19 protein-coding genes and 1 pseudogene are annotated in these 23,177 nt (G+C 67.5%); 12 read left to right on the forward strand and 8 right to left on the reverse strand.

Annotation, left to right across the window (positions count from 1 at the left end; translation table 11 throughout):
* Nucleotides 1-4: 4 nt before the first annotated feature.
* Entirely contained in the window at nucleotides 5-589 is a 585-nt protein-coding gene (locus OG598_RS11580) for a hypothetical protein (RefSeq protein ID WP_328654409.1), read from the reverse strand.
* Between the two features lie 284 nt (nucleotides 590-873).
* Nucleotides 874-1,137: pseudogene (locus tag OG598_RS11585) on the reverse strand (VOC family protein); the annotation flags it as partial.
* A 96-nt stretch (nucleotides 1,138-1,233) separates the two neighbouring features.
* On the opposite strand from OG598_RS11585, the gene OG598_RS11590 reads away from it, so the two are divergent.
* Nucleotides 1,234-2,145, forward strand: a complete 912-nt coding sequence (locus tag OG598_RS11590; RefSeq protein ID WP_328654410.1) for an NAD-dependent epimerase/dehydratase family protein — start codon at nucleotides 1,234-1,236, stop codon at nucleotides 2,143-2,145.
* On the opposite strand, the gene OG598_RS11595 is transcribed toward OG598_RS11590, so the two are convergent.
* From OG598_RS11595 to OG598_RS11605, 3 genes are all read right to left on the reverse strand, one after another.
* The gene (locus OG598_RS11595) at nucleotides 2,142-2,597 is read right to left on the reverse strand and encodes a GNAT family N-acetyltransferase (RefSeq protein ID WP_328654411.1); all 456 of its coding nucleotides are present in this window, start codon (nucleotides 2,595-2,597) and stop codon (nucleotides 2,142-2,144) included. The genes OG598_RS11590 and OG598_RS11595 overlap by 4 nt on opposite strands.
* 61 nt (nucleotides 2,598-2,658) lie before the next feature.
* Nucleotides 2,659-5,442: an AfsR/SARP family transcriptional regulator gene (locus OG598_RS11600; RefSeq protein ID WP_328654412.1), complete on the reverse strand. Its 2,784-nt coding sequence runs from the start codon at nucleotides 5,440-5,442 to the stop codon at nucleotides 2,659-2,661.
* Between the two features lie 543 nt (nucleotides 5,443-5,985).
* Nucleotides 5,986-6,426, reverse strand: coding sequence for a VOC family protein (locus OG598_RS11605; protein WP_328654413.1), 441 nt, complete (start codon nucleotides 6,424-6,426; stop codon nucleotides 5,986-5,988).
* Between the two features lie 217 nt (nucleotides 6,427-6,643).
* On the opposite strand from OG598_RS11605, the gene OG598_RS11610 reads away from it, so the two are divergent.
* Entirely contained in the window at nucleotides 6,644-6,922 is a 279-nt protein-coding gene (locus tag OG598_RS11610; RefSeq protein ID WP_328654414.1) for a hypothetical protein, read from the forward strand.
* A 7-nt stretch (nucleotides 6,923-6,929) separates the two neighbouring features.
* Here OG598_RS11610 and OG598_RS11615 read toward each other — a convergent pair whose 3' ends face one another.
* Nucleotides 6,930-7,682: an MBL fold metallo-hydrolase gene (locus OG598_RS11615; RefSeq protein ID WP_328654415.1), complete on the reverse strand. Its 753-nt coding sequence runs from the start codon at nucleotides 7,680-7,682 to the stop codon at nucleotides 6,930-6,932.
* Between the two features lie 246 nt (nucleotides 7,683-7,928).
* Nucleotides 7,929-8,573, reverse strand: a complete 645-nt coding sequence (locus tag OG598_RS11620) for a DUF4241 domain-containing protein (RefSeq protein ID WP_328654416.1) — start codon at nucleotides 8,571-8,573, stop codon at nucleotides 7,929-7,931.
* A 291-nt stretch (nucleotides 8,574-8,864) separates the two neighbouring features.
* Here OG598_RS11620 and OG598_RS11625 point away from each other — a divergent pair, with 291 nt between their 5' ends.
* The 6 genes from OG598_RS11625 (at nucleotide 8,865) to OG598_RS11650 (ending at nucleotide 15,930) form a co-directional block, all read left to right on the forward strand.
* On the forward strand, nucleotides 8,865-9,188 hold the full coding sequence (locus OG598_RS11625) for a hypothetical protein (RefSeq protein ID WP_328654417.1): 324 nt from the start codon (nucleotides 8,865-8,867) through the stop codon (nucleotides 9,186-9,188).
* 825 nt (nucleotides 9,189-10,013) lie between these two features.
* Nucleotides 10,014-10,472, forward strand: coding sequence for a hypothetical protein (locus tag OG598_RS11630; RefSeq protein WP_328654418.1), 459 nt, complete (start codon nucleotides 10,014-10,016; stop codon nucleotides 10,470-10,472).
* An 881-nt stretch (nucleotides 10,473-11,353) separates the two neighbouring features.
* Nucleotides 11,354-12,040, forward strand: a complete 687-nt coding sequence (locus OG598_RS11635; protein ID WP_328654419.1) for a restriction endonuclease — start codon at nucleotides 11,354-11,356, stop codon at nucleotides 12,038-12,040.
* Nucleotides 12,041-12,147: 107 nt separating this feature from the next.
* Nucleotides 12,148-12,945, forward strand: a complete 798-nt coding sequence (locus tag OG598_RS11640; RefSeq protein WP_328654420.1) for a hypothetical protein — start codon at nucleotides 12,148-12,150, stop codon at nucleotides 12,943-12,945.
* A gap of 20 nt (nucleotides 12,946-12,965) precedes the next feature.
* Nucleotides 12,966-13,754 carry a hypothetical protein gene (locus OG598_RS11645; protein WP_328654421.1) on the forward strand — a complete coding sequence of 263 codons (789 nt, stop codon included), beginning with the start codon at nucleotides 12,966-12,968 and terminating at the stop codon, nucleotides 13,752-13,754.
* A gap of 16 nt (nucleotides 13,755-13,770) precedes the next feature.
* The gene (locus OG598_RS11650) at nucleotides 13,771-15,930 is read left to right on the forward strand and encodes a protein kinase domain-containing protein (RefSeq protein ID WP_328654422.1); all 2,160 of its coding nucleotides are present in this window, start codon (nucleotides 13,771-13,773) and stop codon (nucleotides 15,928-15,930) included.
* 2,010 nt (nucleotides 15,931-17,940) lie between these two features.
* Here the strand turns inward: OG598_RS11650 and OG598_RS11655 are convergent.
* Nucleotides 17,941-18,873: a phosphorothioated DNA-binding restriction endonuclease gene (locus tag OG598_RS11655; protein WP_328654423.1), complete on the reverse strand. Its 933-nt coding sequence runs from the start codon at nucleotides 18,871-18,873 to the stop codon at nucleotides 17,941-17,943.
* A 357-nt stretch (nucleotides 18,874-19,230) separates the two neighbouring features.
* Here OG598_RS11655 and OG598_RS11660 point away from each other — a divergent pair, with 357 nt between their 5' ends.
* The 4 genes from OG598_RS11660 to OG598_RS11675 all read left to right on the forward strand — a co-directional run bounded on the left by OG598_RS11660 (nucleotide 19,231) and on the right by OG598_RS11675 (nucleotide 23,167).
* The gene (locus OG598_RS11660) at nucleotides 19,231-20,883 is read left to right on the forward strand and encodes a ParB/RepB/Spo0J family partition protein (protein ID WP_328654424.1); all 1,653 of its coding nucleotides are present in this window, start codon (nucleotides 19,231-19,233) and stop codon (nucleotides 20,881-20,883) included.
* Nucleotides 20,884-21,049: 166 nt separating this feature from the next.
* Nucleotides 21,050-21,463, forward strand: coding sequence for a hypothetical protein (locus tag OG598_RS11665; protein ID WP_328654425.1), 414 nt, complete (start codon nucleotides 21,050-21,052; stop codon nucleotides 21,461-21,463).
* A gap of 61 nt (nucleotides 21,464-21,524) precedes the next feature.
* Entirely contained in the window at nucleotides 21,525-22,658 is a 1,134-nt protein-coding gene (locus OG598_RS11670) for a DUF932 domain-containing protein (protein ID WP_328654426.1), read from the forward strand.
* A gap of 164 nt (nucleotides 22,659-22,822) precedes the next feature.
* A complete protein-coding gene (locus OG598_RS11675) occupies nucleotides 22,823-23,167 on the forward strand; it encodes a hypothetical protein (protein ID WP_328654427.1) in 345 nt (114 codons plus the stop codon).
* The last annotated feature ends 10 nt before the right edge of the window (nucleotides 23,168-23,177 follow it).

The following is a 23,177-nucleotide window of genomic DNA, read 5'->3' on the forward strand; positions in this document are numbered from 1 at the left end:
CTTCTCAGGAGTCCGCCGGCACCCCGGCGTCGAGCTGCCCGATCATCGGCGCGAGGAGGTCGTTGAGCTCCCGGGCCAGCACCGCCACGGCGCGGCGCGCCGCCGCGGCGACCTCGTCGTCCGGACCGTCGGGCGTCGGCGGCAGGTCGTCGAGCGGGACCGGCGCCTCCACCTGGAGCAACGCGCGCAGATGCGGGCGGCGCGTCTGGTCCTGCTCGGTGGGTGTGGTGAACTGGCCGAACAGCTGGGGCCAGTCCTGCCAACCACGGTCGCGCTGCCACTGCTTGGTCCAGGTCAGCTCGGCCGGCCAGCGGGAGGCCACTGTCACCTCGCAGACCAGGCTGCCGTCCCACGGGCTGCGCGCGCAGGTCGCCGAGATGATCCGCCGGTGCCACCGCGCGAAGCCCGGCGACAGCTCGGTGGCCAGCCGCCAGGCGGTCACCGCGAACGCCACGGGCGCGAAGTCACCCCAGGTGTCGGCGAACTCGTCGATCCGACGAAACACCTCGGCCTCGTACCGGCCGCGCCCGTCGGTGCCATGCTCACGGTCGAACTGCTCGTCCAGCCAGAAGGCGCGCGGCTCCGGCATCCTCAACCCCGTTTCACAGCGGTGGTGTTGCGTACCTCGAACCTATGCGAATGTCGGGGTTACCGACGCCATCCTCGCCCGTTGTCAACCTGCGCTCGGCCGGGCGGCGGCAGACCGCTCAGCCGACGAAGACGCAGAAGGGATGCCCGGCCAGGTCGGCGTACACGCGCAGAGGCTCGTCCGGGTCGTCGATGCGGTCGTACAACAGCCGGCCGCCGAGGCGCAGCAACACGCTCATGCTGGACCAGCAACTCCTCGACGGACTCCACTGTCAGGTCCAGGTGCAGCTGCTGGGGCACGGTATTCGTCGGCCACGTCGCCTCGGGCAGATGCTCCACCTGCTGAAACGCGATCTGAGGTCCGCCACCGGGCGACCGCAGCACCAGCCAGTCACTGCCGCGTTCGTCGTCCGTGCCGGCCGCCGGCGGTTCGTCACCGGGCCGGTAGACGAGGCCCAACAGCTGTCGATAGAACTCCGCCAGCGCCCTCGCATCGGTGCAGTCGAGCACCACCGAACACAGCTTGGGCACGCTCTCCTGGTCAACCATCGTCGATCACCTCCGGATGCCATTCTGGTCGGACCGCGACGGTGCCGCAGCGGCAGCCGCTTGACAAGGACGGGGTTCCAGAGTGGACGATGCACCGTGCGAATTCTTGTGGTGGGTGGCAGCGGCCTGATCGGCGCTCACGTCGTGGACGTGCTCCGGGAGCGTGGTCACACCGCGACCACTGTGGCGCGTACCGCCCAGCCGGGCGTCGACCATCGGCTCGATGTCGGGTCCGCGTCGATCGAGGACCTGCGGCAGTTGCTCGCCGGTCACGACGGCGTCGTGTACGCCACCCGCACCGAGGAGCAACGACCGCTGCCCAAGCCGATCTATCCCGAGTTCCGCCGCGACAACGTCGACCCGGTGGTACGCCTGTTCACCGCGGCCCGCCTCGAAGGTCTCACCCGGGGCGTCGTGATGGGCTCCTACTACACCTACTTCGACCGGCTCCACCCGCAGTGGCGCCTCGCCGAACGGCACACGTACATCCGGTGCCGCCTGGAGCAGGCCCGCGAGGGGCGGGCGGCCGCCGGCGAGGGCCTGCCGGTCGCCGTACTCGAACTGCCCTTCGTCTTCGGTAGGGCCGGGGATCGACTGCCCAACTGGGCCGGTCCGCTGGACCGGTGGGCGCGCTCGCGTACCCCGCTGGTCGCCCCGACCGGCGGCAGCGCCGCGGCCTCCGCCCGCAGCGTGGCCGAGGTCGCTGTCGACGCCCTGGAGCAGGCCAGCGGTGCGGACATCCCGGTCGCCGACGAGAACCTGACCTGGGCCGACATGATCGGGCGCATCGCCGAGGCGGTGGGCCGACCCCGCCGGGTCACACGGATGCCGTCCGGCGCCGCGAAGGCCGCCCTGCGACTGGGTGGCGCGCTACAGTCCCTCGGGCGCAAGGAGTCGGGCGTCAACCCCACCTACCTCGCCGACCTCCTGCTCGCGAACCTGTTCATCGAACCGACGAGCGGCCGCCCGCTGGACCCGGCGCTGCGCCAAACCTTCCCCGCTGCCTAGCGGTCCGGCCTTCGCTGCGACGGTCGGGCCAGATATGCGGTCTTGGCGTCCGGTGAGAACCCGCAGGCCCGGTAGAAGGCGTGCGTCGCAGGCGTACGCGAACCCGTCATGAGCATCGCCTTGTAGCAGCCCGCATCCCAGGCGGCCTGGAGTGTGCCGGCCATGATCAGCCGACCCAGGCCGGTGCCGCGCCGCGACTCCTCGACGACGACGTTCTCGATGACCGCGTACGGCGACGCCGACCGGGTGAGGTTCGGGATCACGTTGAGGTACGTCGTGGCGACGACGACACCATCCACGTCGAGGACGAAGAGATGCAGCGCCGGCGAGCCCAGGATCTGCTGGAAGGCCGCCACGTCAGATCCGTCGTGCAGCACCGGATCGTCGGGGTTCAGTTGCCGGTAGAGGCCGATGATCTGCTCGAAGTCGTCCGACCGGGCCGCACGGAACATGGCTGAAGCGTAACCAACAGTGGCCGGGATCGGGGCCTGGCACTCGGCGCATCCCCCGGGCTCAGCGAGGTTTGGTCAGCGCGGTCGGGTCGGCTGGCGGCCTCGCGAAGCCAGCCGACCGCGGGCGAGCATCCGCAAGCACGCCCTGAATCGCGGCGAGCTTGTCGCGGACCTGTTCGACCTCCGGATGCCCGATCGCTGTGAGGATCTCCAGGGCGCGCAGCCAGCAGAGGTTGGCGGCCTCCGGGTGGCCGAGGGCCTGCTGGGTGTCACCCAGGTGCCGTAGGGCCTCCGCCTCGTTGTAGCGGTGTCCCAGTTCCCGGTTGAGTTTCAGCGCCCGGCGGTAACAGCGGGCCGCCCGCTGGTAGTGACCGAGATGGTGATGGGCATAGCCGAGCGTGTCCCAGCTGTTCGCCTCGCCGGTCCGGTCCCCGAGCTGACGTTGCAGGACGACAGCCTGCTGGCAGTAGCGGACCGTCTCCTGGTACTCCCCGAGCATTGCGTGATCCCAACCGAGCGCGTTGAGAGCGCGGGCCGCACCTGCCTGATGCCCGTTGTCGCGGAACAGCCTCAGCGCGCGTTGATCATGGCGCAACGCTGCCGCCTGATCGCCTTCCTTGTCGCTGACCCAGCTCAATGTCAACAGCGCGTGCGCCTGGCCCACCCGGTCGGCGAGTTCGTCCAGCAACACCAGTGCGCGTTCCAGGTGGGCCCGGGCCAATTCGAGCCGGCCGGTCTCCGAATAGGCGGGAACGATGTCCTGGTGCGCCTGTGCCCGCGCCGCCCGGTCACCATTGCGCTCGGCGGCAGCCAACGCGCGGTTCTGCACGGCGATGAGGTCCTCCCAGTGCCCCCGGCGGCTCAGAAAGGTGGTCAGTGACGCGGCGAGCTGCCAGACGTACCGGTCGAGCCCGTGCCTGGCGGCCAGCTCGACCACCTGCCTGAGCACGGCGTACTCCTCGGCGAACCAGGACAACGCCTGGGCGTTGTCCGCTGGCTCCTCCGGCTGAACGCCCACCTGGACTGGTGGCGGCTCGCTCGGATTCCGCAGCGGGGACAGCCGCCGGTCGGCGCACTGAGCGCTGTGGAGGTAGTGCTCCACGATCCGGTGCAGGGCGTCGCGGTGTACCTCCGCAGGCTCCGACTCGACCAGTTCCGCCGCGTACGCTCGCAGCAGGTCGTGGCAGGTGTACCTGCCCGGCACCCACTCCACCAGAAGCTGCGCCCGGGTCAGTTCAGCGAGGATGCCACGTACCTGCCGTTCCGGCACGGCGGCGAGGCTGGCGGCGGCCCGCACCGAGGTGTCCGGCCCAGGGTGCAGCCCGAGCAGGCGGAACAGCCGCGCCGCCGGCTCGCCCAGCGCGCGGTACGACCAGGAGAACACCGACCGTAGGTCGGTGGCCGGGTCCCCGCTGCCGGAGAAGCCGTCAAGGCCGCCCTGCAGTTCGGCCAATTCCCGGCCGAGCGCGGCGAGCGGAAACCCGGGCTGGGTCGCCGCGCGGGCCGCCACGATCGCCAGCGCCAGCGGCAACCCGGAACACCGCTCGACGATGTCGTCCACCGGCTGCGGTTCGGACTCCACCCGGCCGCCGCTGAGTCGACGTGCCAGCAGCTCCCGGGCGTCAGCGGTGCCGAGGAGGTCGAGCGTGACCGGGTGGGCGCCCTCGACCGCCACCAGGCCGGACAACTGCTGTCGGCTGGTCACCACCACCACGCAGCCCGCGACACCGGGCAGCAACGGACGGACCTGTTCGGCGTCGCGGGCGTTGTCGAGCACGATCAGCATTCGCCGACCGGCGACGATGCTGCGGTACAACCCGACCTGCGCGTCCAGGTCCGGCGGCACCGCACCGGGCGGCACACCGAGGGCGTCGAGGAAGCCGCGTAGCGCTACCGCCGGTGGCAGCGCCTCCGCGGTGGGCTCGAAGCCGCGCAGGTTGACAGCCAACTGTCCGTCGGGAAACCGGTCCAGGTTGTCGTGGGCCCACCGCAACGCGAGCCAGGTCTTACCGATCCCACCCATCCCCGCGACAGTCATGATGGCGGGCCCGCTTCCGGCTTGGCGGTCCACGGCGTGGGTCAGCGCCGCAAGCTCACGAGCCCGGCCGGCGAAGTGCGCCGGCGGCGGTGGCAGTTGTCGGGGCGGATGAGCCGTGGCCGGCTCCGTAGGTGCCCGCACCACGGCCGAGGCGGCGAACTCACGATCGCCATGGAGGATCCGGAGAAACAGCTCCTGCAGGTCACGCCCCGGGTCGATGCCCAACACGTCGGCCAGGCGTTGCCGGATCTGCTGGTACTGGTCGAGGGCTTCCGCCTGTCGACCGGAGCGGGACAGCGCCAGCATGAGCTGGCCGGCGAGACGCTCGTCCAATGGTTGTTCGGCCAGTTCACGCGACAGCTCGGACAACAACGCCGAATGCTGACCGCGACGCAGGGCGATGTCGGTACGGTCACGCTCGGCGGCCAGCCGTGCCTGACGCAGAGCGGTACGCAGGGAATTGAACCAGGGGGTGTCCAGGCGCGCGAACGGATCACCGCGCCACAGCCCGATCGCCTCGTCGAACTGCCGCAGCGCGTCGTCGTCGTCCACGGCGAGCCGGACGCGGGAGACCAACTCCTGAAAACGGTGCAGATCCACCATCATGGGATCGACCTTGAGCAGGTAACCGCCCTGTTGCCGGACGATGGCGACGTCGTCGGCGCTCCTCAGACAGCGCCGTAACCGGGAGAGGTAGCTGTAGAGCGCACCCTGTGCGCGTTGCGGCGGCCGGTCCACCCACACCCTGTCGAGCAACTGGTCGACGTGAACGACCTTGTTCGCCTCGACCAGTAGAACTGCCAGCACGCATCGCTGACGGACATGCCCCAGGTCAATCGGATTGCCGTCAATGAAGGCCTCGACGTCGCCCAGCAGCCTGAATTGCGCGACCATGAGCCCCCGCTGCTCGCACCTGCCCCCATCAGCAGATTCAAGCTTCCCACAAACTTTGTTCAAGGGGCGTCCGCTAGGTGACGGGCAGGGCCGTTCGGACTGGATCCGAACGCTCTGAAGACCGCTCCGGTGGCTTGTCATGACACGGTCCATCCAGGACTTACGAGGGGTCCATCTCGAATGGTGGACAGGCCAGGTCCGTCTCGAAATGCGACCACAAGGTGGGATCACACCGATGCCTCATCGACGTGTGCGACAGGCTCACACGTGTGCGGCCCGTACGAACTGCCGAACTGGACGAATTCGAATGCGACGGACGGGCCGGCCAGCAGGCGAGCACCCGGTTGACCTGACGGATCGGCTGATCAAATCCGTATTTCCGGTATGCACGTGGCTGCGCCGGAGGCGCGGCGGTGAAGGGCCGCGAGCCGGATCCGTAGTTGGCTGCGTCGAGTCTCAGGTGAGCTGTTCGGCCAGTCCGACGAGGATGCCCTCCGGGCCGCGGACGTAGCAGAGCCGGTAGACGTCCTCGTACCGCTCCAACTCCCCCACGAGTTCGGCGCCGTGGCCGCGCAGCCGGGTGATCACGTCCTCGATGTCGTCGACGGCGAACATGATCCGTCGAATGCCCAGGGTGTTCGCCGGCGCGTTCTTCGGTTCCCCGCCGACCGCCGTCGGTCGGTGGAACATCGCCAGCTCGACCTTGCCGTGGCCGTCCGGGGTCCGCAGCATCGCGACCTCCTGCCGGACGTCGTCGATCCCGATGACGCGCTCCACCCACCGCCCCTCGACCGGCCCCCGCCCCTCCAGCTCCATGCCGAGTTCGACGAAGAACGCGATGACCGCGTCGAGGTCCTCGACAACGATGAGGACGTTGTCCATCCGCTGGATCGCCATGCTGGATCTCCCTGCTCTGGTGCGGTCACGGTGACCGCATCCTCCCCGAGGACGGAGCCACTCGGCCGTTCTCGACATGACGAACGGGCTGTCTGCCGCGGGACGGCCCCACCAGCCGTCAGGCCCGCCGCTCGGATGCCAGCCCGTCAGGCTGCGCCTGTGCTGTCTTCCACGCCCCACAACCTAACGGCCACGGGAGGGCTGGAAGGCTGAGTGAGTGGGACCGCGGAACGAGTTGGCGGCAAGGCTTGCCGAGGAACGCCTTGCTGAATGGCAACGCGTCGACTACGGCGCCTGGCGGGCGATGCTCGACGACAAGGACGTGAACACCGTCATCGGCGCGGACGGTACGCGGTACAACGTGGTGAGCTACGCCCTTGATGACGGCGACGGGCGCATCCGCATGTCGGTCGCCGTGGATCACGGGACCTGGTCGGCATTCGTACCGCTGGTGCGTGACGAGATCATGAATCCGGACGGCACGTTCGTTGAGTGAGGGGCAGTCAGCTATCTGGTGTCCCCAGCATCAGGGTGAGTCCTTCCTCAGCCGCCAACACGGCACCGTCGAACTCCACCTGCGCGGCGGCCACTGCGGCTGCCCGATCATTGCCTGGCCAGAAGTGGGTGAGCAACAGGCGGCGGGCACCCGCCCGGCGAGCCCATAGACCGGCTTCCGTGGAGGTCATGAGGTTACGGGTGGGACGGCTGGTCTCGCCGTCGTGGTCCGTCGCCTCGACGATGAACAGGTCGGCGCCACGGCCCAGTTCGGCCAACGCGGGAGTCGGCCCCGTGTCCCCCGAGTAGGCCACGGCAATTCCGTCGGCCTGAAGCCGGATGCCGGCGTTGGGCACGAAGTGCGGCAGAGACAGCCCGGTGAGGTCGAATGGCCCGACCGGGTAGCTGCCGGGTAAAGGGTGCAGGTCGAATACCGCGTGCAGGTCGACATCGGGCTCCAGGCCGCTGAGCCGGTCGAGCACGCCGGGCGGGCAGAACAACGGCAGCCGTGGTCCCCCGGGCTGACCGTAGAACCGCATCCTGAACAGACCGTGCAGGTCGACGCAGTGATCCGGGTGCTCGTGGGTGATGACGACAGCGTCCACCGCACCATCGGGCCAGTGCTTGAGCAACCGCGGCAGTGTGGCGTACCCAAGGTCAAGCACCACGCGGTAGCCGTCCCAGTCCACAGCGAAGCCGCTACAGGCCCGGCCTGGCTCGGGAAAGGCACCGGAACTGCCGAGTACGGTGACCTGTCGCATCCGCACAGCGTGTCATCTCTTCAGGTGGGATGGACACCCCCTGGTATGGGATGCCGGCCCACCTTGAGCCTCCGGAAGACGCACCGGCACGAGTGAACGGCGACTCTGGTCCCGGAACGGCATGATCTTGAGCCGCTGTCGGCGCGCCAGCTTCCAGTAACTACTGATGTGAGCGCTGGCGCCGGCGCAGCAGCACGGCTGTCACCAGGTAGCCGACGCCAAGCAGTGCTGCCAGCGCGGCGATGATCACGGCGTCGGGTCTGGGATGACCAGGAAATCAGTGACGTAGCTGGTTACCTCGCCGTCGGCGGCAAAACCAACGAAGGTCGGGTAGATGCCGTCGCCCCACCCGGAGCTAACGATGATCACGTTAGCTCCGGTCGCTTCATCCGCGATCGCATCGACAGCGGCAGGTGCGGGCGGCACCTGCGCCGGGATGAAGACCTCGTCCACCTGGTCGAACTTCCAATCGGCCAGCGCCCGCAGGGCCATCGCGTCTGCCAGTGTGCCCACGCCCGCGTCAACGGGATAGCCGAAGAACCCGTCCGCCTCCAGTTCGACGGGCTCCTGCCCGTCCGTCAACGCCAGTTCCCAGCGCACCGTCGGCTGTTCCTTGACAACGAGTTGGAGAGCGGCCGTGCGGTCCTGCGGTTCGCTCCCGCTCTGGTGGACCGCCGCGACCCACGCGGCCAGTCGATACCGGCCAGGCTCGACGGTGACCGTGAACGGTGCCGCTGTTTCGGGGGCAATCAACGGATCGCAACCGACGACCTGACCACTCGGCAGCGTCACCATGCCGACCGGATGCGCCTTGATCACGTACTCGACGCCGCCTTGGGTGATCCGAGCACCGTCGACCAACACCGTGGTCAAATCAGGCAGGTATGGCATACATCCTCCAGCGCTACCAGCACAGCACACACCCCTGGGAACTGGCTGCGATCATGCCAAGCTCGGCTGTCACCCATCGTCAGCGGGCTGGTCGTACCGTCAAGGCCGGTTGTCGTGCATGTCCTGGGATGGATTCGTCAAGCATGTCGTGGGACTAGACACGCCCAGCAGCCCGGCTGCGCCTGTCACAGGACACGTTCGACACTGGCCTCTCACCAGATGCCTGCCAGAATCGGGTGCTTCGGGGGCACGGGGCTCATCCTGCGATCCCCGTTCCGGCACGATGAGGCCGTGGGAATGAGTGTGGAGGTCCGGGAGTACAGCGGTGCCGTCGTAGAGCAACTGACGGACGCCGCGGGTGTCGCGTCTCTCTGCTCCTTGGCTGCATCGGAGCCATCCCGCTACCCGTTGCTCTCCGGAGTCGATCCCTACGACGACACCTGGTTCAACAGCCGCCAGACGGCCAGGCTGGAAACCGAACTTCAGTCGATCGTCGAGCGATCCAAGGATGAGAGCGTGCGGGCGGCCGCCCAGGCGATACTGCAGCTCGCATCGCTGCTAGAGGCCGCGCCCCGACGCCCCCACCACCGACAACTCCTGTTCAACGGGGACTGACCGCGCCCTCCCCGAGGACGGAGTCACCCAGTGGGTCTCGACATACAGGACCTATGTCTGCCGCCTCGCGGCCCACTAGCCATCGGGTCGGCTGCTGGGTCGAGGCCCCTTCACCGCGGTTGAGCTGGACTGTGCCGGGCTCGCCGGCCCACTCGGCGTCCGTGAACGCCAGCCACGGACCACCACACCAGTCGCCGGACTCGAGGACGCCGGGTCAAGCTGCGTCTTGCGGGTGATTAGTCCCGGTCCCACTCCGTCGAGGCGCTGAGCACCAGCGGGATTGTGTCGACCAACTCTTGCGGTCCTTCGATCTGCCACGCACGTACACAGCAGCCGCATGTTGACGAGGAGCTGTACGACGAGATCTACGCCGCCGTCGTCGGGCCTCGCCCGCCGCAGGAAACCTAGGTCGAACCGTCAAGCCTGTCCTGGGACGGCTCTGTCAAGCATCTGGTGGGACCAGCCACGCCGGCAGCGCCCTGAGGTGCAGCTCAGGGCGCCTGCCACCGTCACTTGGCGTTGTATTGATCAACGGCGGGGGCGTAGCCGACCAAAGCGGACGACTTGGCTCTTGACCTGCTGTTACGCCTGGCATTGATGGTCAGCAGTCGGCATTGCGGGTTTCCCTCCGACGGCCTGGAAACGGCATGATCTTGGCCCTGCCGGTGCCGCACCTCGGACGCGCACAGGTTGCATCCGGTGTCTTGTGCCCGCCTGTGGCCCCAACCCTCCGTCGAGGTTGCCCGCCTTGCCACGCGTCCCCGAAGCTGCGATCCATCGTCGACGCCTTGGCAGGCGCTTCGCGCACCGCCTAGCCTCTCCGGGATGGAGCAACTGCGCGACCTTGGCATCCGCCTGGCGATGGACGAGCCGATCGGCGATGACCTGCCGATGGCGGCCGCTCACGCTCTGACCCGAGGCGTCGACTCTCCGAGCTTGCGTGAGCTCGCCGGCCTTTCGAAGGGCCAGTCGCGGGAAGCCGTCGGCTTGTTCCGGCAGGCGATGGATGAGCTGGGCAGTCCCGTCCCGGACAAGAGCGCCGCCCGGCTACACCTCATGCGCCAGGCCGCGGCGAACATACTTGCCGGACAGGGTGACCCCGAGGATCTGGCGCACGAAATCTACTGGCAGGCCTATTACTCCGGCCGGCCGGAGCTACGACCGGTCGGCGATCACTTCCTAGAGTTGTACGCCGGATGGGGCGCAACGTACAGGGAGGCAGAAGACGCGGTGGCGGCCATGAAGGCAGCAGCGCGATCGTTCCTACACGACCACCCAGCCTGAGCGACTATCCGCTAGACCGAGGCGTTCAAGAACGGCTCGACTCCTTGACCCCCAGAGATCCAGCCGGTCTACCGGCACCTGTTAGAAAGTGCCGAACCGTGATGGGCGTGCAGGTCAGCGGCGAGGTGAGTGCCAACCTCTGCCGGGCCTTCCCGGCCCCCTGAATCGGTCGTGAAATATCACGGACGCTTGGGGACGCTGGACAATAGTCCAGGGTCCCCAGGAGCTCGTAGTTGGCGGACCCAGTCGATTCGGTCCTGGCGCCCGATTGAAACCTACAACCCGCTAGGGCAATCGCCAGCGGACCCACGCGCCGACGACCAGTAGCAGTCCAACCAATAGCAATGCGGCGATTCCTTGATCGTCCGCCAGTCCGCGACGCCCCACGCGTCGACATCAACCCCCTCCGAGTTCGACCGCCTCTTCGAGCGCGGCCCCCTCTACAGCCACTGGCAGAAATAGTGGGACACCTGGCCTGCCTCACCGCTCAGGTCTACCCCCGCCCGGGCTGCGGCTGCGGCTGCGGCTCCTGCCCATTGCCCTCCGAGTCACCAGCCTCGGTCCGAGTCACGTCGGCACTGGTGGTGTAAGAGACGGCCATCGCGGACGTGGCCTCGAAGACCCGTAGTAGGTGCTCGAGTACCGTCTCCGGGGACTGGCGTGCGGCTGTGAGTTGATCTGTCGAGATTCCGACACCCACTCTCTTAGATCATCTTCTATGGAATCGTCAGACCCTGCTCTTACATTCCGCAGGTGCGTTCTGACGTTCCGCGATCTTGGTGGGGGTTATGGCGGCGGGTAAATCGAGCAGCAGGGCCGGCTCTGGTGGCGGATGGATCGCTGGCGTCGTTGTGGCGGTACTTATCCTCCCTGGCCTAGTGATGCAGCTAGCTCAGGACCATCCCGTCGTCCTCGCGCTGGTCATCCTCATCATCGTGGCTGCCTTCGCTGGTGCGTTCTACCTCAAGTTCGTCAAGGCCCGGCGGCTGGCGGAGTACGAACGCAACATCGCTGTCACCGACAGCATGACCGGCACAGAGTTCGAGCACTTCATGGCCCGCCTCATGCGCCGCTCAGGTTTCAGGCGCGTCACAGTGTCCGGCAGGTCCGGTGATATGGGCTGTGACGTGGTCGGATACACGCCGGACGGCCGCAAGGTCGTGGTGCAATGCAAGCGGTACAGCTCCAAGCTAACCAGCCCGGACGTTCAACGGTTTGCCGGTACCGCCCGCGATGTCCACCGTGCCCATGTCCCCCTGCTGGTGACCACCGCGCACGTCACCAACCCCGCTCGCGATGTCGCCAAGCTGTGCAACATCACTTTGGTCGACCGCACGCTGCTGTCCCGGTGGGCCACCACCCATACGCCGCCGATCAAGGGCTGGCCCAGCCGGAGACGCCACCAGTCTGATCCGCAGGTGGCCGCCGTAGCACCGCCGCCTACCGCTACCGCGCACACGCGCGACCCGGCCGCCAGCGCGGCCCCACCGCACGCCACCAGCCCGCTGACGGCTCAGCCCAGCCGTCCACCAGCCGCGGACTGGTGGAGCGACCACACCACCCCTTGAACACCATCGCCACTGGCTGGCCGCGACCGCGGCCGCTCCCCCACACCCCCGGAGGTCAGCCCATGCCTTATACGGCCGAGATCAGCCGCACCAACCCCAGCTGTTTCGTGTTTCTGCTCGACCAGTCCCACTCCATGATCGACACAGTCGGCGACGCGGAGATTAACCAGCGCAAAGCCGACGTGGTCGCCGATGCCCTCAACCGGCTGCTGCGGGAACTGACCATCAAATGCGCCAAGGAAGGCGGCGTTCGTGACTACTTCCACGTCGCTGTCATCGGCTACGGCGCCGGAGCAGCCTCGGCGTTCAGCGGCGAACTGACCGGCCGGGACCTGGTGCCGCTGTCCCAGGTGGCCATCAACCCCGCGCGGATCGAGACCCGGCAGAAGAAGGTGTCCGACGGTGCCGGCGGCCTAGTCGAACAATCCACCCGCTTCCCCATCTGGGTGGAACCAGTGGCGCAGAACGGCACACCGATGTGTCAGGCGCTGCGCCAGGCCTACACGCTGGTGGACCAGTTCCTCACCGAACATCCGGACTCGTTTCCGCCGGTAGTGCTGAACCTCAGCGACGGGGCATCGACCGACGGCGACCCCACCTCCGACGCCGCGAAGCTGCGTGAGCTCACCTCCACCGACGGCAACGTGCTGCTGTTCAACCTGCACGTGTCCAGCGAAGGAGGCCAGCCCACCATCTTCCCCGGACAGGAAGCCGCCCTACCCGCCGACGACTACGCGCGGCTCCTGTTCTCCATGAGCTCGCCACTTCCCGCGCACATGCGCGCCTACGCCTCCCAACAAGGCCTGCCTGTCGACGACAGCAGCAGGGGCTTCGTCTTCAACGCCGACGTCACCACGGTGGTGCAGTTCCTGGACATCGGTACCCGCGCGTCGGACCTGCGCTGACCGGCCGAGGACCGGGGTAGATGCGCGCGATCGTCACCACCTTCCGGGTGCCAAAGGTCGGATCATCCTGGCAGGAGTATGAGGACGCCGCCGCCGTCGGCCCCGGCCAGTCGGGCGAGGCAGCCGGAGAGTTCCACGGCCCCTGGCTGGCTGCCGCCATCGCCGATGGCGCCAGCGAGGCACTGCTGGCACGGCAGTGGGCCAACGAACTGGTCAGTCAGTTCTCCGACGCCGAACCCACCGAACACCTCGCGGAAGGCATCCTCGCCTCGGCCAGCCGCTGGGACGCCATTGAGGCCAACTATCGGCAGCTGCGCGAGGAGCAGGGGGAACCCATCGCCTGGTACGAGGATGACGGCCTGGAACAAGGCTCTTACGCCACCATCATCGGCGCCCGGCTCATGCCCGGCACCACAGACGAGGACGGGCCACTGCAGGCGTGGGCGCTCGGCGACTCCTGCCTCTTCCACATCCGATCCGACGCGCTAATCACCGCGTTCCCGATGGACGACCCGACCGGATTCAACACCAGCCCGGCACTGGCCCCGTCCCGGCCCAAGGAACCCGCCGCCATCGCCAAGCACGTCACCCACTTGAGCACCACCTGGCAACGCGGAGACACCATCCACCTCGCCAGCGACGCCCTGGCCTGCTGGTTCCTCACCCAAGCCGCAGCCGGCGCCACGCCGTGGCGCACCCTGCAGAGCCTGGAAACGGACAACGACTTCGACCAATGGGTCCAGGACCTACGAGGCGACAAGGCCCTGCGCAACGACGACACCACTCTGCTGCGCATCAACATCCAGTAAGCGAGGACGATCGACCGTGGCCCCGCAGCGCACCCCGGCCTTTCCGAACGGCAGCGCGTACGTTGACGCCCTGCAACACCCACAGACTGCGTTCACGGACCCGGACCTGCGTTCGGGAACCGTCAAGCAGGACCTGCTCGGGTTCCCGGATCCGCTGTCGGGCAACTTCGCCTCGGTCTTCAAGGTCACCAGCACGACCGGGCGATGGGCCGTCAAGTGCTTTACCCGTCCCGTGGAACACCAGCAACGGCGCTACGCGGCCGTCGACACAGCCCTGAACAAGTTGCACCACGACGCCCTGGTCCACTTCAATTACCAGCCTGATGGCTTGGCCATCAACGGCAGCACCTTCCCTCTACTCAAGATGCAGTGGGCAGAGGCGCAGGAACTGCTGCGCTGGTTGGATCGCCACCACACCGACCAGGAGAAGGTGTTCCACCTCGCCGGACAGCTTGTGGACATCGTCGCGGCCATGGAGAAGGCTGGCATCGCCCACGGCGACTTGCAGCACGGCAACCTGCTTGTCACCGACACTGGCAAGCTCACACTGGTCGACTACGACGGAATGTATGTGCCCGCGCTGGCTGGCTACCCGGCCACGGAGAGTGGCCTAGCCGACTACCAGCACCCGGAGCGCCGCGACGCCGACTACGGACCCGGGCTGGACCGATTTTCGGCCTGGGTGATCTACACCAGCCTCTATGCCGTGGCCACCAACCCGCGGCTCTGGACGCAACTGCGAGGCAGGGACGACGAACGCCTCCTGTTCGCCAAAGACGACTACCTGGACCCGGCCAATTCCACTGCCTTCACCCAGTTGCACACACAGGGTGACCCACAGCTAGCCAGGCTAAGTAACGCGCTTGCCTCGTTCGCGCGCACCCGCAGCCTCGATCGCATCCCGCCACTGGACCCGCCGGCCGTGCTCGGTGCCGCAGCCACCACCATCCCCGCCCCCCGCCGACCTTCACCGGACGCCGGCCACCTCCCGGACTGGTTGACCGACCACGTCCACCCCACCACCGCACCAGCCACCCCGTCGCCGGCCGACGCAGAACCCGAATTGCTCCTGCAGCGTTTTCCCCGAGACCGCCGTCTTGCGGCCGCTCGCGTAGCCGCAGTGGCGGGCCTGCTCGGCGCAGCCGGCGGCGGGTGGGGCGACCGCTTTCTGTCGATCAACCCCCTGTTCTGGTACGCCCTTGCAGTCCTGGCCGTGCTCGTGGTGCGCTGGCTGTACAAGCACCACCCGCAGACGCTCGCCCGCCGGAAGGCAGTCCAGGACCACCGGTCCATCAAGCAGTCCACCGCTGAAACCAAGAAGCTACTCACCGTAGCTCAGCAGCACCTGGCAGACCTCGAAGCTCGACGCCACCAACGCCAGGTCGCCATCGATGTCGCACGGACTCAAGCGGTGGAACTGCGCACAAAGGCCCTGACCGCCGCCGGCAACGCACTGAGGAACAAGAAGCAGCAACTGTCCAGCGAGCGTGCCAAGCTGGGCGACGGCACGCCGCTGCGGCAGTCCTTCGTCGCGAGCAAGCGGCTGCGGCACGTGGAGGCCGCACTGAAAAATGCGGTGATCGCCGATGACCCCCCACAGGACATCAACACGCTTCGCATCAGGTATCTGGCCCAGCAGGGGTTCCAGTCGGCCGCCGACTTCGTGGACTACTACGTCTCCGACCACGGCGGCAGGGGCGAACGCACGTACCTTCGGCGCACCCCCGGAGACAGAGGCACCTACGTCAACCAGATCGGCAAGGGCTGCGCCAAAAACCTCCTGGCCTGGCGCAACAACATCAAGGAGCGAGCCGAGCAGAGCGCGCCGAGAACCCTCACCGCCGCCGAGGAGAAGATGATTAGGGACCGCCTACACCAGGAGGTTGCCCGCCTGAAGCAGGATTCTGACCTGGCTGAAAAGCAACGTACCGATGCGATCGACGCCGCCCGAGCGCAGGAGCAGCGCCGGCACGCCGAACTGGACGCGCAGCAAACCCAGCTCGAAACGGAAACAAGGAGTGAAGGCAACAACCTTCAACGGCATGCAGGACGCGCCGCGTCGGAACTCAGGGCAGCCCAAGCACGTGAGAGCCGCCACGCGACGCTGGTCGCCTCCTACGCCACCATCACCGGGCCTCGCTTCGTCCGGACGATGGCCTGGCTGGTTCGTGACTGACCGGGACGGTCGGCCGCCAGCTTGATCTTCAACCTGCGGTCGGCGTCGCGGAGCCGGATCTGGATCTGGATCTGGATCTGTTGATGTTCGCCTGACGGTCCCCGCACATCGCAGGCAGCCGGCCCAGCCGACATCGCCGAAATTGCCGGCAGCCCTGCCCAGGGTGGACCGGGCTCAGTGTGTCCGTGTCAGATGTTGAAGCGGAACTTCTGAGGGGTGGGCGCCCACCAGCACTGATCAGCAAGAGAGTCCTCTGAGCTGCTCGTATACGTGTTGGACAACGTTGATCATCCTTGCTCAATACTGGTCATCCTGCGGACTTGTCGCGGACTTTGCGGACTGCCTGCGGACCGTCCACCCATCGCCTCAAATAGACGGGGCGGCCTGCACCTCGCCGACGCCCCGGCCGCTGGGCCCACCCCATCTTCACGTAACCGCTACGTTGGTTGTTCCACAGTCATAGCCTGACGGATACCGGACCCGGCGACGAACCTTGACAACTGAAGGGCACCACCCCTGAGCAGGGGCCTGCCTCCCCGGTTCGGAACCGTAGGCGATCGCGCCACAAGCGCGAGGTTCTCAGCCGGTAAATCCGGGCAAGTTCTGCATAACGGGCGACGAACCAAACCTCTCTAGATTAGCGTTCATCTATTCATGCTGCTCTGGCAGCGTTTCACCGGTCGGAGACGACCGGTCTCCGTTGCAGCACCCAGACCGACGAGCTGGGGCCAGGAGAGCTGATCATGTTTCACCGGTCGGAGACGACCGGTCTCCGTTGCAGCATGTCGTAGTACGCCTGACGCAGCCGGTTCCGCTCGAGTTTCACCGGTCGGAGACGACCGGTCTCCGTTGCAGCGGCTGCCACCAGTCGACGCCCGAGGCGCCGCTGACGTCTCACCGGTCGGAGACGACCGGTCTCCATTGCAGCTGTCGCCAGCTCGCGGCCGACGCCTACACGGCGTGCGTTTCACCGGTCGGAGACGACCGGCCTCCGTTGCAGCCAGTTGCCGGTGGCTCGGGTGTTGGCGTTGAGCGCGTGTTTCACCGGTCTGGGACGACCGGTCTCCGTTGCAGCTCTGCCCGGGCCTGGATATCCAGCGCGGCGGCGTTGTCGTTTCACCGGTCGGAGACGACCGATCTCCGTTGCAGCCAGGTGGCGCCGAACCGAACCACTTTGGTGCGGGCGAAGTTTCACCGGTCGGAGACGACCGGTCTCCGTTGCAGCGCCCGGTTCATCTTTGGGCTTAAGGACGAGTTCGACGGGTTTCACCGGTCGAAGACGACCGGTCTCCGTTGCAGCCACCATTGCGGTTCGTCGGTGCGGATGGCTCGCCCGGGTTTCACCGTCGGAGACGACCGGTCTCCGTTGCAGCAGGACGCGGCTGCCGAGGTTGGTGCGCAGCGCGCCGTTTCACCGGTCGGAGACGACCGGTCTCCGTTACAGCGAGCAGCGCGAGGAGGTCACCAACGCCCTGTCCCGGGAGTTTCACCGGTCGGAGACGACCGGTCTCCGCTGCAGCCCCGCCTGCTTGGTGTCCTGCGCCGCCATATAGAGGTTCACCAGCTGGATACAGCCGGTGTCTCTGTTGGCACGAGCGTAGGCCGGTCCCAGCAACGGTGGTCCGGCTACACCTGTTCCGGTGGAATCCGGCCGTCGTCGGCAACGGCAGGAGCCCTCACGCCGAAAGGTCGCGTGACGAACTTCCGGACACATAAGGAACGCGTAATCGACATCGGCACACGCCTGGAGATCGAGCGGCACTCGAGCAGTGCAGGGCCGGCAAAAGGCTGGAGGAAGCCACCGGGCAGCTTAAACAGAGCAGGACCTGCCGATCCACAAACGTGGGGCAGGTCCGCCCACCGACCGTAACAGCGCGCACACCTAACCCGCGACGTCCGCAGCCCATCACCCCTTGAAAGCGCAGGAAGGCAGGACTACCGCCCTCACGATCATGGGACGGCTACAGGCCACATCGGCGGGCGAGGCTGGTCGAGCAGCTGCCCGCACGGCTACGCGGCCAGTGGGAGCGCCTTGAACACCCAGCGACGGTGCCATTCCAGATGTTCGTCAGCGGGCATAGCAGTTCCAGGTCTCGCCTTCAAGGATCTGCCATGCAGGTCGTAGATGGCCCGGCCGGCATCGGTGCGGGCGGTGTAGGTAGTGGAGACATGGATGCGCAGGTCCAGGTCAACGCCGAGGACACCGCGGTCAAACAGCTTGTGGTGCAGCGCGCAGAGCGCCAGACCATTGTCCGGCTCGTCGGGGCCATCCAGAGCGAACCAACGCACATGGGCAGCGTCGATACCTACGGTGGCGCCGTACAACTGCCCATCGAATCCGCAGAAGGCGCACTGACGATCCCATGCCTGGATGATCAGCTTGCGCCAGTTGGGATCCCGTCGTCGTTCGGTAGCTCCCGCAAGCTCGGAGATGGGCTCGGCGGCATGGAGCACGGTGGCCGGGTCGAGACCAACCGCTCTGAGCACGTCCGGAGCGATTGTGTCCGGGAAATGTCCTTCGACCAACGCGCGGGCGGCGGAGTTAGCCAACTCGGGGTCATCAGACAGCGCGTGCTCTACCGCAGCGTCAAATCGTCCGGTGACCGGCTCAACGGCCAAGGGTCCAACTTTGTCCATCGGCACATCACGGTCAAGGACCCAGAAGCCATCCGAGCGGAGCCGCGTGAACGGATACGCCGCTCCCTGCACCCGGCTCGTCCTGGACGCTGGCCCGAATTCGGCGATCAGACTCCCCAGTTGTAGCTGAGCCTCGTGCCACGTCATCGCGCTGGAGCCGGTGGCTGCCAAGCGCCCCAGCGCCAGCAAGATCAGCAGTGGCTTGTGAGGCGAGCGACGCCCATCACGCTGGTGGAGCCGCAGCGCGGCAATCCGGGCTAGCAGTTCGTTACGTTCCGCTGTTGCCTGCTCAACGTTTTCCGCCATCGCTGTCGATTGTCACATTCGGATCAATCGGCGTCACAGCCAGCATTGACCAGCGTGCCCAGGGCTCCGACGAGTCGCGGATAACCGCCATCGCGTCGCTGAGCAGCCGCAGGAGTGATTTCTTTTCGCCTCGGCGGGAGGCCGGCTTGCGTTGCTGGCCCTTGATCCTGGCCGTCCGCGGCTGGCCCCGCAAGGCCCACCGTCGCAGTCGCGTCAGTGCGTCGTACGGAGCGTGGGGTGGGCCTGTGCGGGGCTGCGCCGATCGGCCGGCCGGGCGAATCGGGCCAGCACCGCCCACCCGGCCGTTCCCGCGCCGGGTAGGGCGTCCTTGTGGTTCTGGAAAGGACGTTCTCTGCTATGACGACCACTCTGTTGTCCCGACCCGTACCGGACAAGTTCAGCGTCGCCGAGGTCACCGCCCTCGCGGACCCTGCGAGCCTGCTGGTCCGGGCCCAGTACCTTGACCCCCGCGAGCTGGTCGATAACCCACGCAACCTGCGTACCGACGTCGGGGACCTGAGCGATCTGACCGCCTCGATGGCGGTCGTGGGAGTTCTCTGTCCGTTGGTCGTCATTCCGGTGCCAGAGCAGCCGGATGCGTTTCAGTTGATCATCGGGCACCGCCGGAAGTACGCGGCGATCGAGCTCGGCATGGAGCAGGTGCCGGTGTGGGTCGCCTCCGACGAAGGGACTGCGGCGCAGATCGTCGCGCAGCTTGCCGAGAACGGCCACCGGGTGGGGCTGACCCCCACCGAGGAGGCTGAGGCGTTCCACCAGCTGACGTTGCTGGACTGGTCGCCCGAGCAGATCGCCACCGTGCGGGCGATCCCGACGGCCAAGGTGAAGCAGACCTTGAAGCTGCGGGAGTTGCCGCAGGCGGCGCGCGGAGCCGCCGACGCCGGCACCCTGACTCTGGAGGATGCCTCCGCGCTCAGCGAGTTCACCGAGGACCCGGCCGCCCTGGATCGAATCCTGAAGGGCACCGGGTCGAGTTGGGGATTCCGGCACGCCATCGCCGCCGAGCGGTCGAAGCGGACCTTCGCGGCGGCGAAGGAGCGGGCGAAGGCGGAGTTGGTGCTCGCCGGGGTGAAGGTGACGTCCAAGCCTAAGGGCTACCCCTACAGCGGTACAGCCGTGGCCGCCACGCAGCTCGCCGACGCCAACGGCAACCCGCTCGACCCAGAGATGTTTCCCACGTTGGCGGGGCTCGCAGCGTTCGTTGAGAAGATCGGCGACCATGCCCAGACGACTTTCTACTGCGCGGAGCCGGACCGGTATGGCTACCAGCGCCTGAGCTACGGCAGTCGTCGGGGCGTCACGGAAGAGGAACGTGCCCGCCGGGAGGCAGCCGAGCAGGCCCGCGCCGAGTACCTCGCTGGTCTGACAGTCGCGGCGGAGGTACGGCGGGAGTTCTACCGCACCGCATACGGGTCGGCGCGGGCGGTGAAGCGGCTCTTCCTGGAGGCGCTTCGGGCCACCGTCGTGGACGGGTTGCAGTTCCGCGACGTCGACGGCCTGTACGCCACTCTTGGTGGCGTCGATGGTGCCGCTGCCGTGGTGGCTCGGGAGGACAAGTTGCGCCGCTGCCTGGTGGCGCAGTGGATCTGCGTCCAGGAACGCAACCTCGGCTACGCGGCCCGCGATGAGACGTGGGCGTTGGATGACGAGGCGGCAGTGGCGTGGCTCGACCAGCTCGTCGCCGACGGCTACACCCTCTCCGAGTCGGAGACGACGCTGCGGGATTCGCTGGGCCGTGACCTGCAGGACGAGCTGCCCAACGACGAAGACACCGACGAGTCCACTGCCGCAGACGCCGAGGATCCAGATTTCGGCGATGTCGATGCGGAGACCGAGCAGGCCGACGGCGTCGCTGCGGACGACGACGTGCTCGCCGCACCACACACCGCGCAGGAGCCCGCGCCCGAGGCAGCGGGCCCCGAGGCCGATGGCCTCTCGGACGCCGATGAACTGGCCGACGTCGAGAGGCAGACCTTGACGACGAGCCTGTGAGCAACGAGTCCTGATCTGAAGATCCGCTATCGGCGGGGGTCCACGCATTGCGCGTAGGCCCCCGCCGACTCGCGTGCCAACCCGACTCCGCAGCGGAGCGAGGTCACTCACCGCACCAGCTCTCGACATTCCCGATTGGAGCCCCGTGTCCACTGACGCCGACTTGGTGTCCGAGGTCGATGACCCTAAGCGCCGTCTGGCGCTGATCCGCCAGCGGGAGATCCTGCTCGCGTTCGAGGAGTACGGACCCGGCTATCACCGGGTCACCGGCGACGGCTGCCGGTACGTCGCCGAGATCGTCAACGCCACCCGTGACGAGTGGGAGTGGATCTACGCCCACGCCCGAACCCACCCCGAGGTGCTGATCCAGGCTGAGCCGGCCCGCAACCCCACGCAATGGCGGCAGCTGCGCCGCGAGCAGGGCGAAGCGGCGTTCCGCGCCGCCGACGCCGCGTTCACCGCCGGCGACACCGCCGCCCTGGACCACCTCGACGAGGCCCAAGCGCTCGGCACCCTCGGGCCCGAGCAGTGGGAGCGACTACGCCTGGCCGTCATAACCACCGCTGACGGCGCCCGCTGACTCCCTCAACGAAGTCCCCACCCCCGACTCTCCTCGAAGGGACCCATCCCTCATGTCTTCGATGATCACCGTTCCGGCGCACCGCAACGTCGACCTCGACCAGCTACGCCGCATGCTCACTGACCAGTCCACCCGGGCCTTGGACGTTAAGGCCGGCGCCGGGCGGATGCGTGCCGTCGGCGGCAGCCTCGTCTTGGACGGCACCGAGCCGCAGCTCGGCCCGGAGGGGGTGACGATGACCTCCGGCACCTACGCGATCAACGATGTCGCCACCGCCGGCCTCGCCGACAAGCTCGGCATCCCCGTCGTGTACCTGCGGCGTCTCGCCGCCGAACACCCCGACCTGTTCGACGACAACGTCAACGGCTGGCTTGCCCGCGACCCCCGCAGCTTCCTCATCCGCTGCCTGCGCAACGACACTGGCGGGGGCATCGTGCGGGCCGTCTTGTCCGACCGGTACCACCGCATCGACAACCTCGACGTACTCTTCGCCGCCCTCGACGGGATCCGCCGCGCGAACGTGCGAGTCCAGTTCGCCGGCTGCGACCTGACCGACCGGCGCATGTACCTGCGGGTCTACTCACCACAGGTGCAGGTCGCCGCACCCCGCCTGCTGGCCCGCTACCGGTCCCCGTTCGACGGGCGGGCCGGCTCCGAACTGCCGATCGTCTCAGCCGGGTTCCTGATCTCGAACTCCGAAACCGGGGCGGGCGCGTTCAGCATCGCCCCGTGGGTGCGCTTCGAGGTCTGCCGCAACGGCATGGTCATCCGCCGCAACGCCCTACGCCGTACCCACATCGGCTCCCGCATGACCGGCACAGACGGGGTCGTCACCACCTCCGAGGAGACCACCCGCCGCACCCTCGACCTGATCACCTCCCGCACCACCGACGCAGTCACCGCCTTCCTCGACGCCGACTACATCAACGAGGTCCTGCGCGAGCTCGACACCGCCGCCGGTACCCCCATCACCGACCCCAACACCACCCTCAAGATCGTCGGGCAGCGCTTGAAGTACTCCGAGGAGCAGCAACGCGACATCCTCGCCCACTTCATCGCCGGTGCCGACCCCACCGCCGGTGGGGTCATGCACGCCATCACCTCCGTCGCCCAGACCCTTTCCGACGCCGACGCCGCCCACGGTCTCGAGGCCACGGCCGTCCAGGCCCTGCACCTCGCCGCCACCACCGCCTGAAACCACCACCTCTCTCGCACATTCGCGCGCCCGGACCCATTCGCAGGTCCGGGCGCGCGCCGTGTACTCGCCCAGGAGCCATCCTCATGAACCACACATCTCCTCGCTCCCGATCCGACGACGCCCGACAGCAGGACACGGAGCCGTTCGTGATCATGGATTGGATGCAGTTCCGTCTCGCCGTCGGCGCGGCCCTGTCGCACGGTCCTGCCCGCGTCGACCGAATCCTGTTCACCACGGACGGACCTGCGCTGCTCACCGTGGTCGGCGACGACGGGGCCGTGTATCAGCTGACCTACGACGTCAACCGGGCGCGTACGTGGGTCATCGCTGTCCAGGCACCCGGCGAGGTCCGGCGGCCGGTTCGCGGCGCGGCCTGCGATGAGCTCGGGTTCCGTCTCGCCGGCGGCCACCCGCACCTGGTCTACGAACTCCTCGCCCGCGCCCACCACCCGACGACCATCGTCCGCGGCACCCTGGCGGACTTCCCCGCGCAGGGGCCGCGGTGACTCCCCTCGA

The sequence above is a fragment of the Micromonospora sp. NBC_00330 genome (assembly GCF_036136635.1).
GTDB lineage: Bacteria > Actinomycetota > Actinomycetes > Mycobacteriales > Micromonosporaceae > Micromonospora > Micromonospora salmantinae.

What these genes read in the sequence shown, in the direction of transcription:
- OG598_RS11580 (WP_328654409.1), bottom strand. Translation starts at nt 589, where the DNA reads ATGCCGGAGCCGCGCGCCTTCTGGCTGGACGAGCAGTTCGACCGTGAG.
- OG598_RS11595 (WP_328654411.1), bottom strand. Translation starts at nt 2,597, where the DNA reads ATGTTCCGTGCGGCCCGGTCGGACGACTTCGAGCAGATCATCGGCCTC.
- OG598_RS11605 (WP_328654413.1), bottom strand. Translation starts at nt 6,426, where the DNA reads ATGGCGATCCAGCGGATGGACAACGTCCTCATCGTTGTCGAGGACCTC.
- OG598_RS11615 (WP_328654415.1), bottom strand. Translation starts at nt 7,682, where the DNA reads ATGCGACAGGTCACCGTACTCGGCAGTTCCGGTGCCTTTCCCGAGCCA.
- OG598_RS11620 (WP_328654416.1), bottom strand. Translation starts at nt 8,573, where the DNA reads ATGCCATACCTGCCTGATTTGACCACGGTGTTGGTCGACGGTGCTCGG.
- OG598_RS11630 (WP_328654418.1), top strand. Translation starts at nt 10,014, where the DNA reads ATGGAGCAACTGCGCGACCTTGGCATCCGCCTGGCGATGGACGAGCCG.
- OG598_RS11635 (WP_328654419.1), top strand. Translation starts at nt 11,354, where the DNA reads ATGCAGCTAGCTCAGGACCATCCCGTCGTCCTCGCGCTGGTCATCCTC.
- OG598_RS11645 (WP_328654421.1), top strand. Translation starts at nt 12,966, where the DNA reads ATGCGCGCGATCGTCACCACCTTCCGGGTGCCAAAGGTCGGATCATCC.
- OG598_RS11655 (WP_328654423.1), bottom strand. Translation starts at nt 18,873, where the DNA reads ATGGCGGAAAACGTTGAGCAGGCAACAGCGGAACGTAACGAACTGCTA.
- OG598_RS11660 (WP_328654424.1), top strand. Translation starts at nt 19,231, where the DNA reads ATGACGACCACTCTGTTGTCCCGACCCGTACCGGACAAGTTCAGCGTC.
- OG598_RS11670 (WP_328654426.1), top strand. Translation starts at nt 21,525, where the DNA reads ATGATCACCGTTCCGGCGCACCGCAACGTCGACCTCGACCAGCTACGC.
- OG598_RS11675 (WP_328654427.1), top strand. Translation starts at nt 22,823, where the DNA reads ATGCAGTTCCGTCTCGCCGTCGGCGCGGCCCTGTCGCACGGTCCTGCC.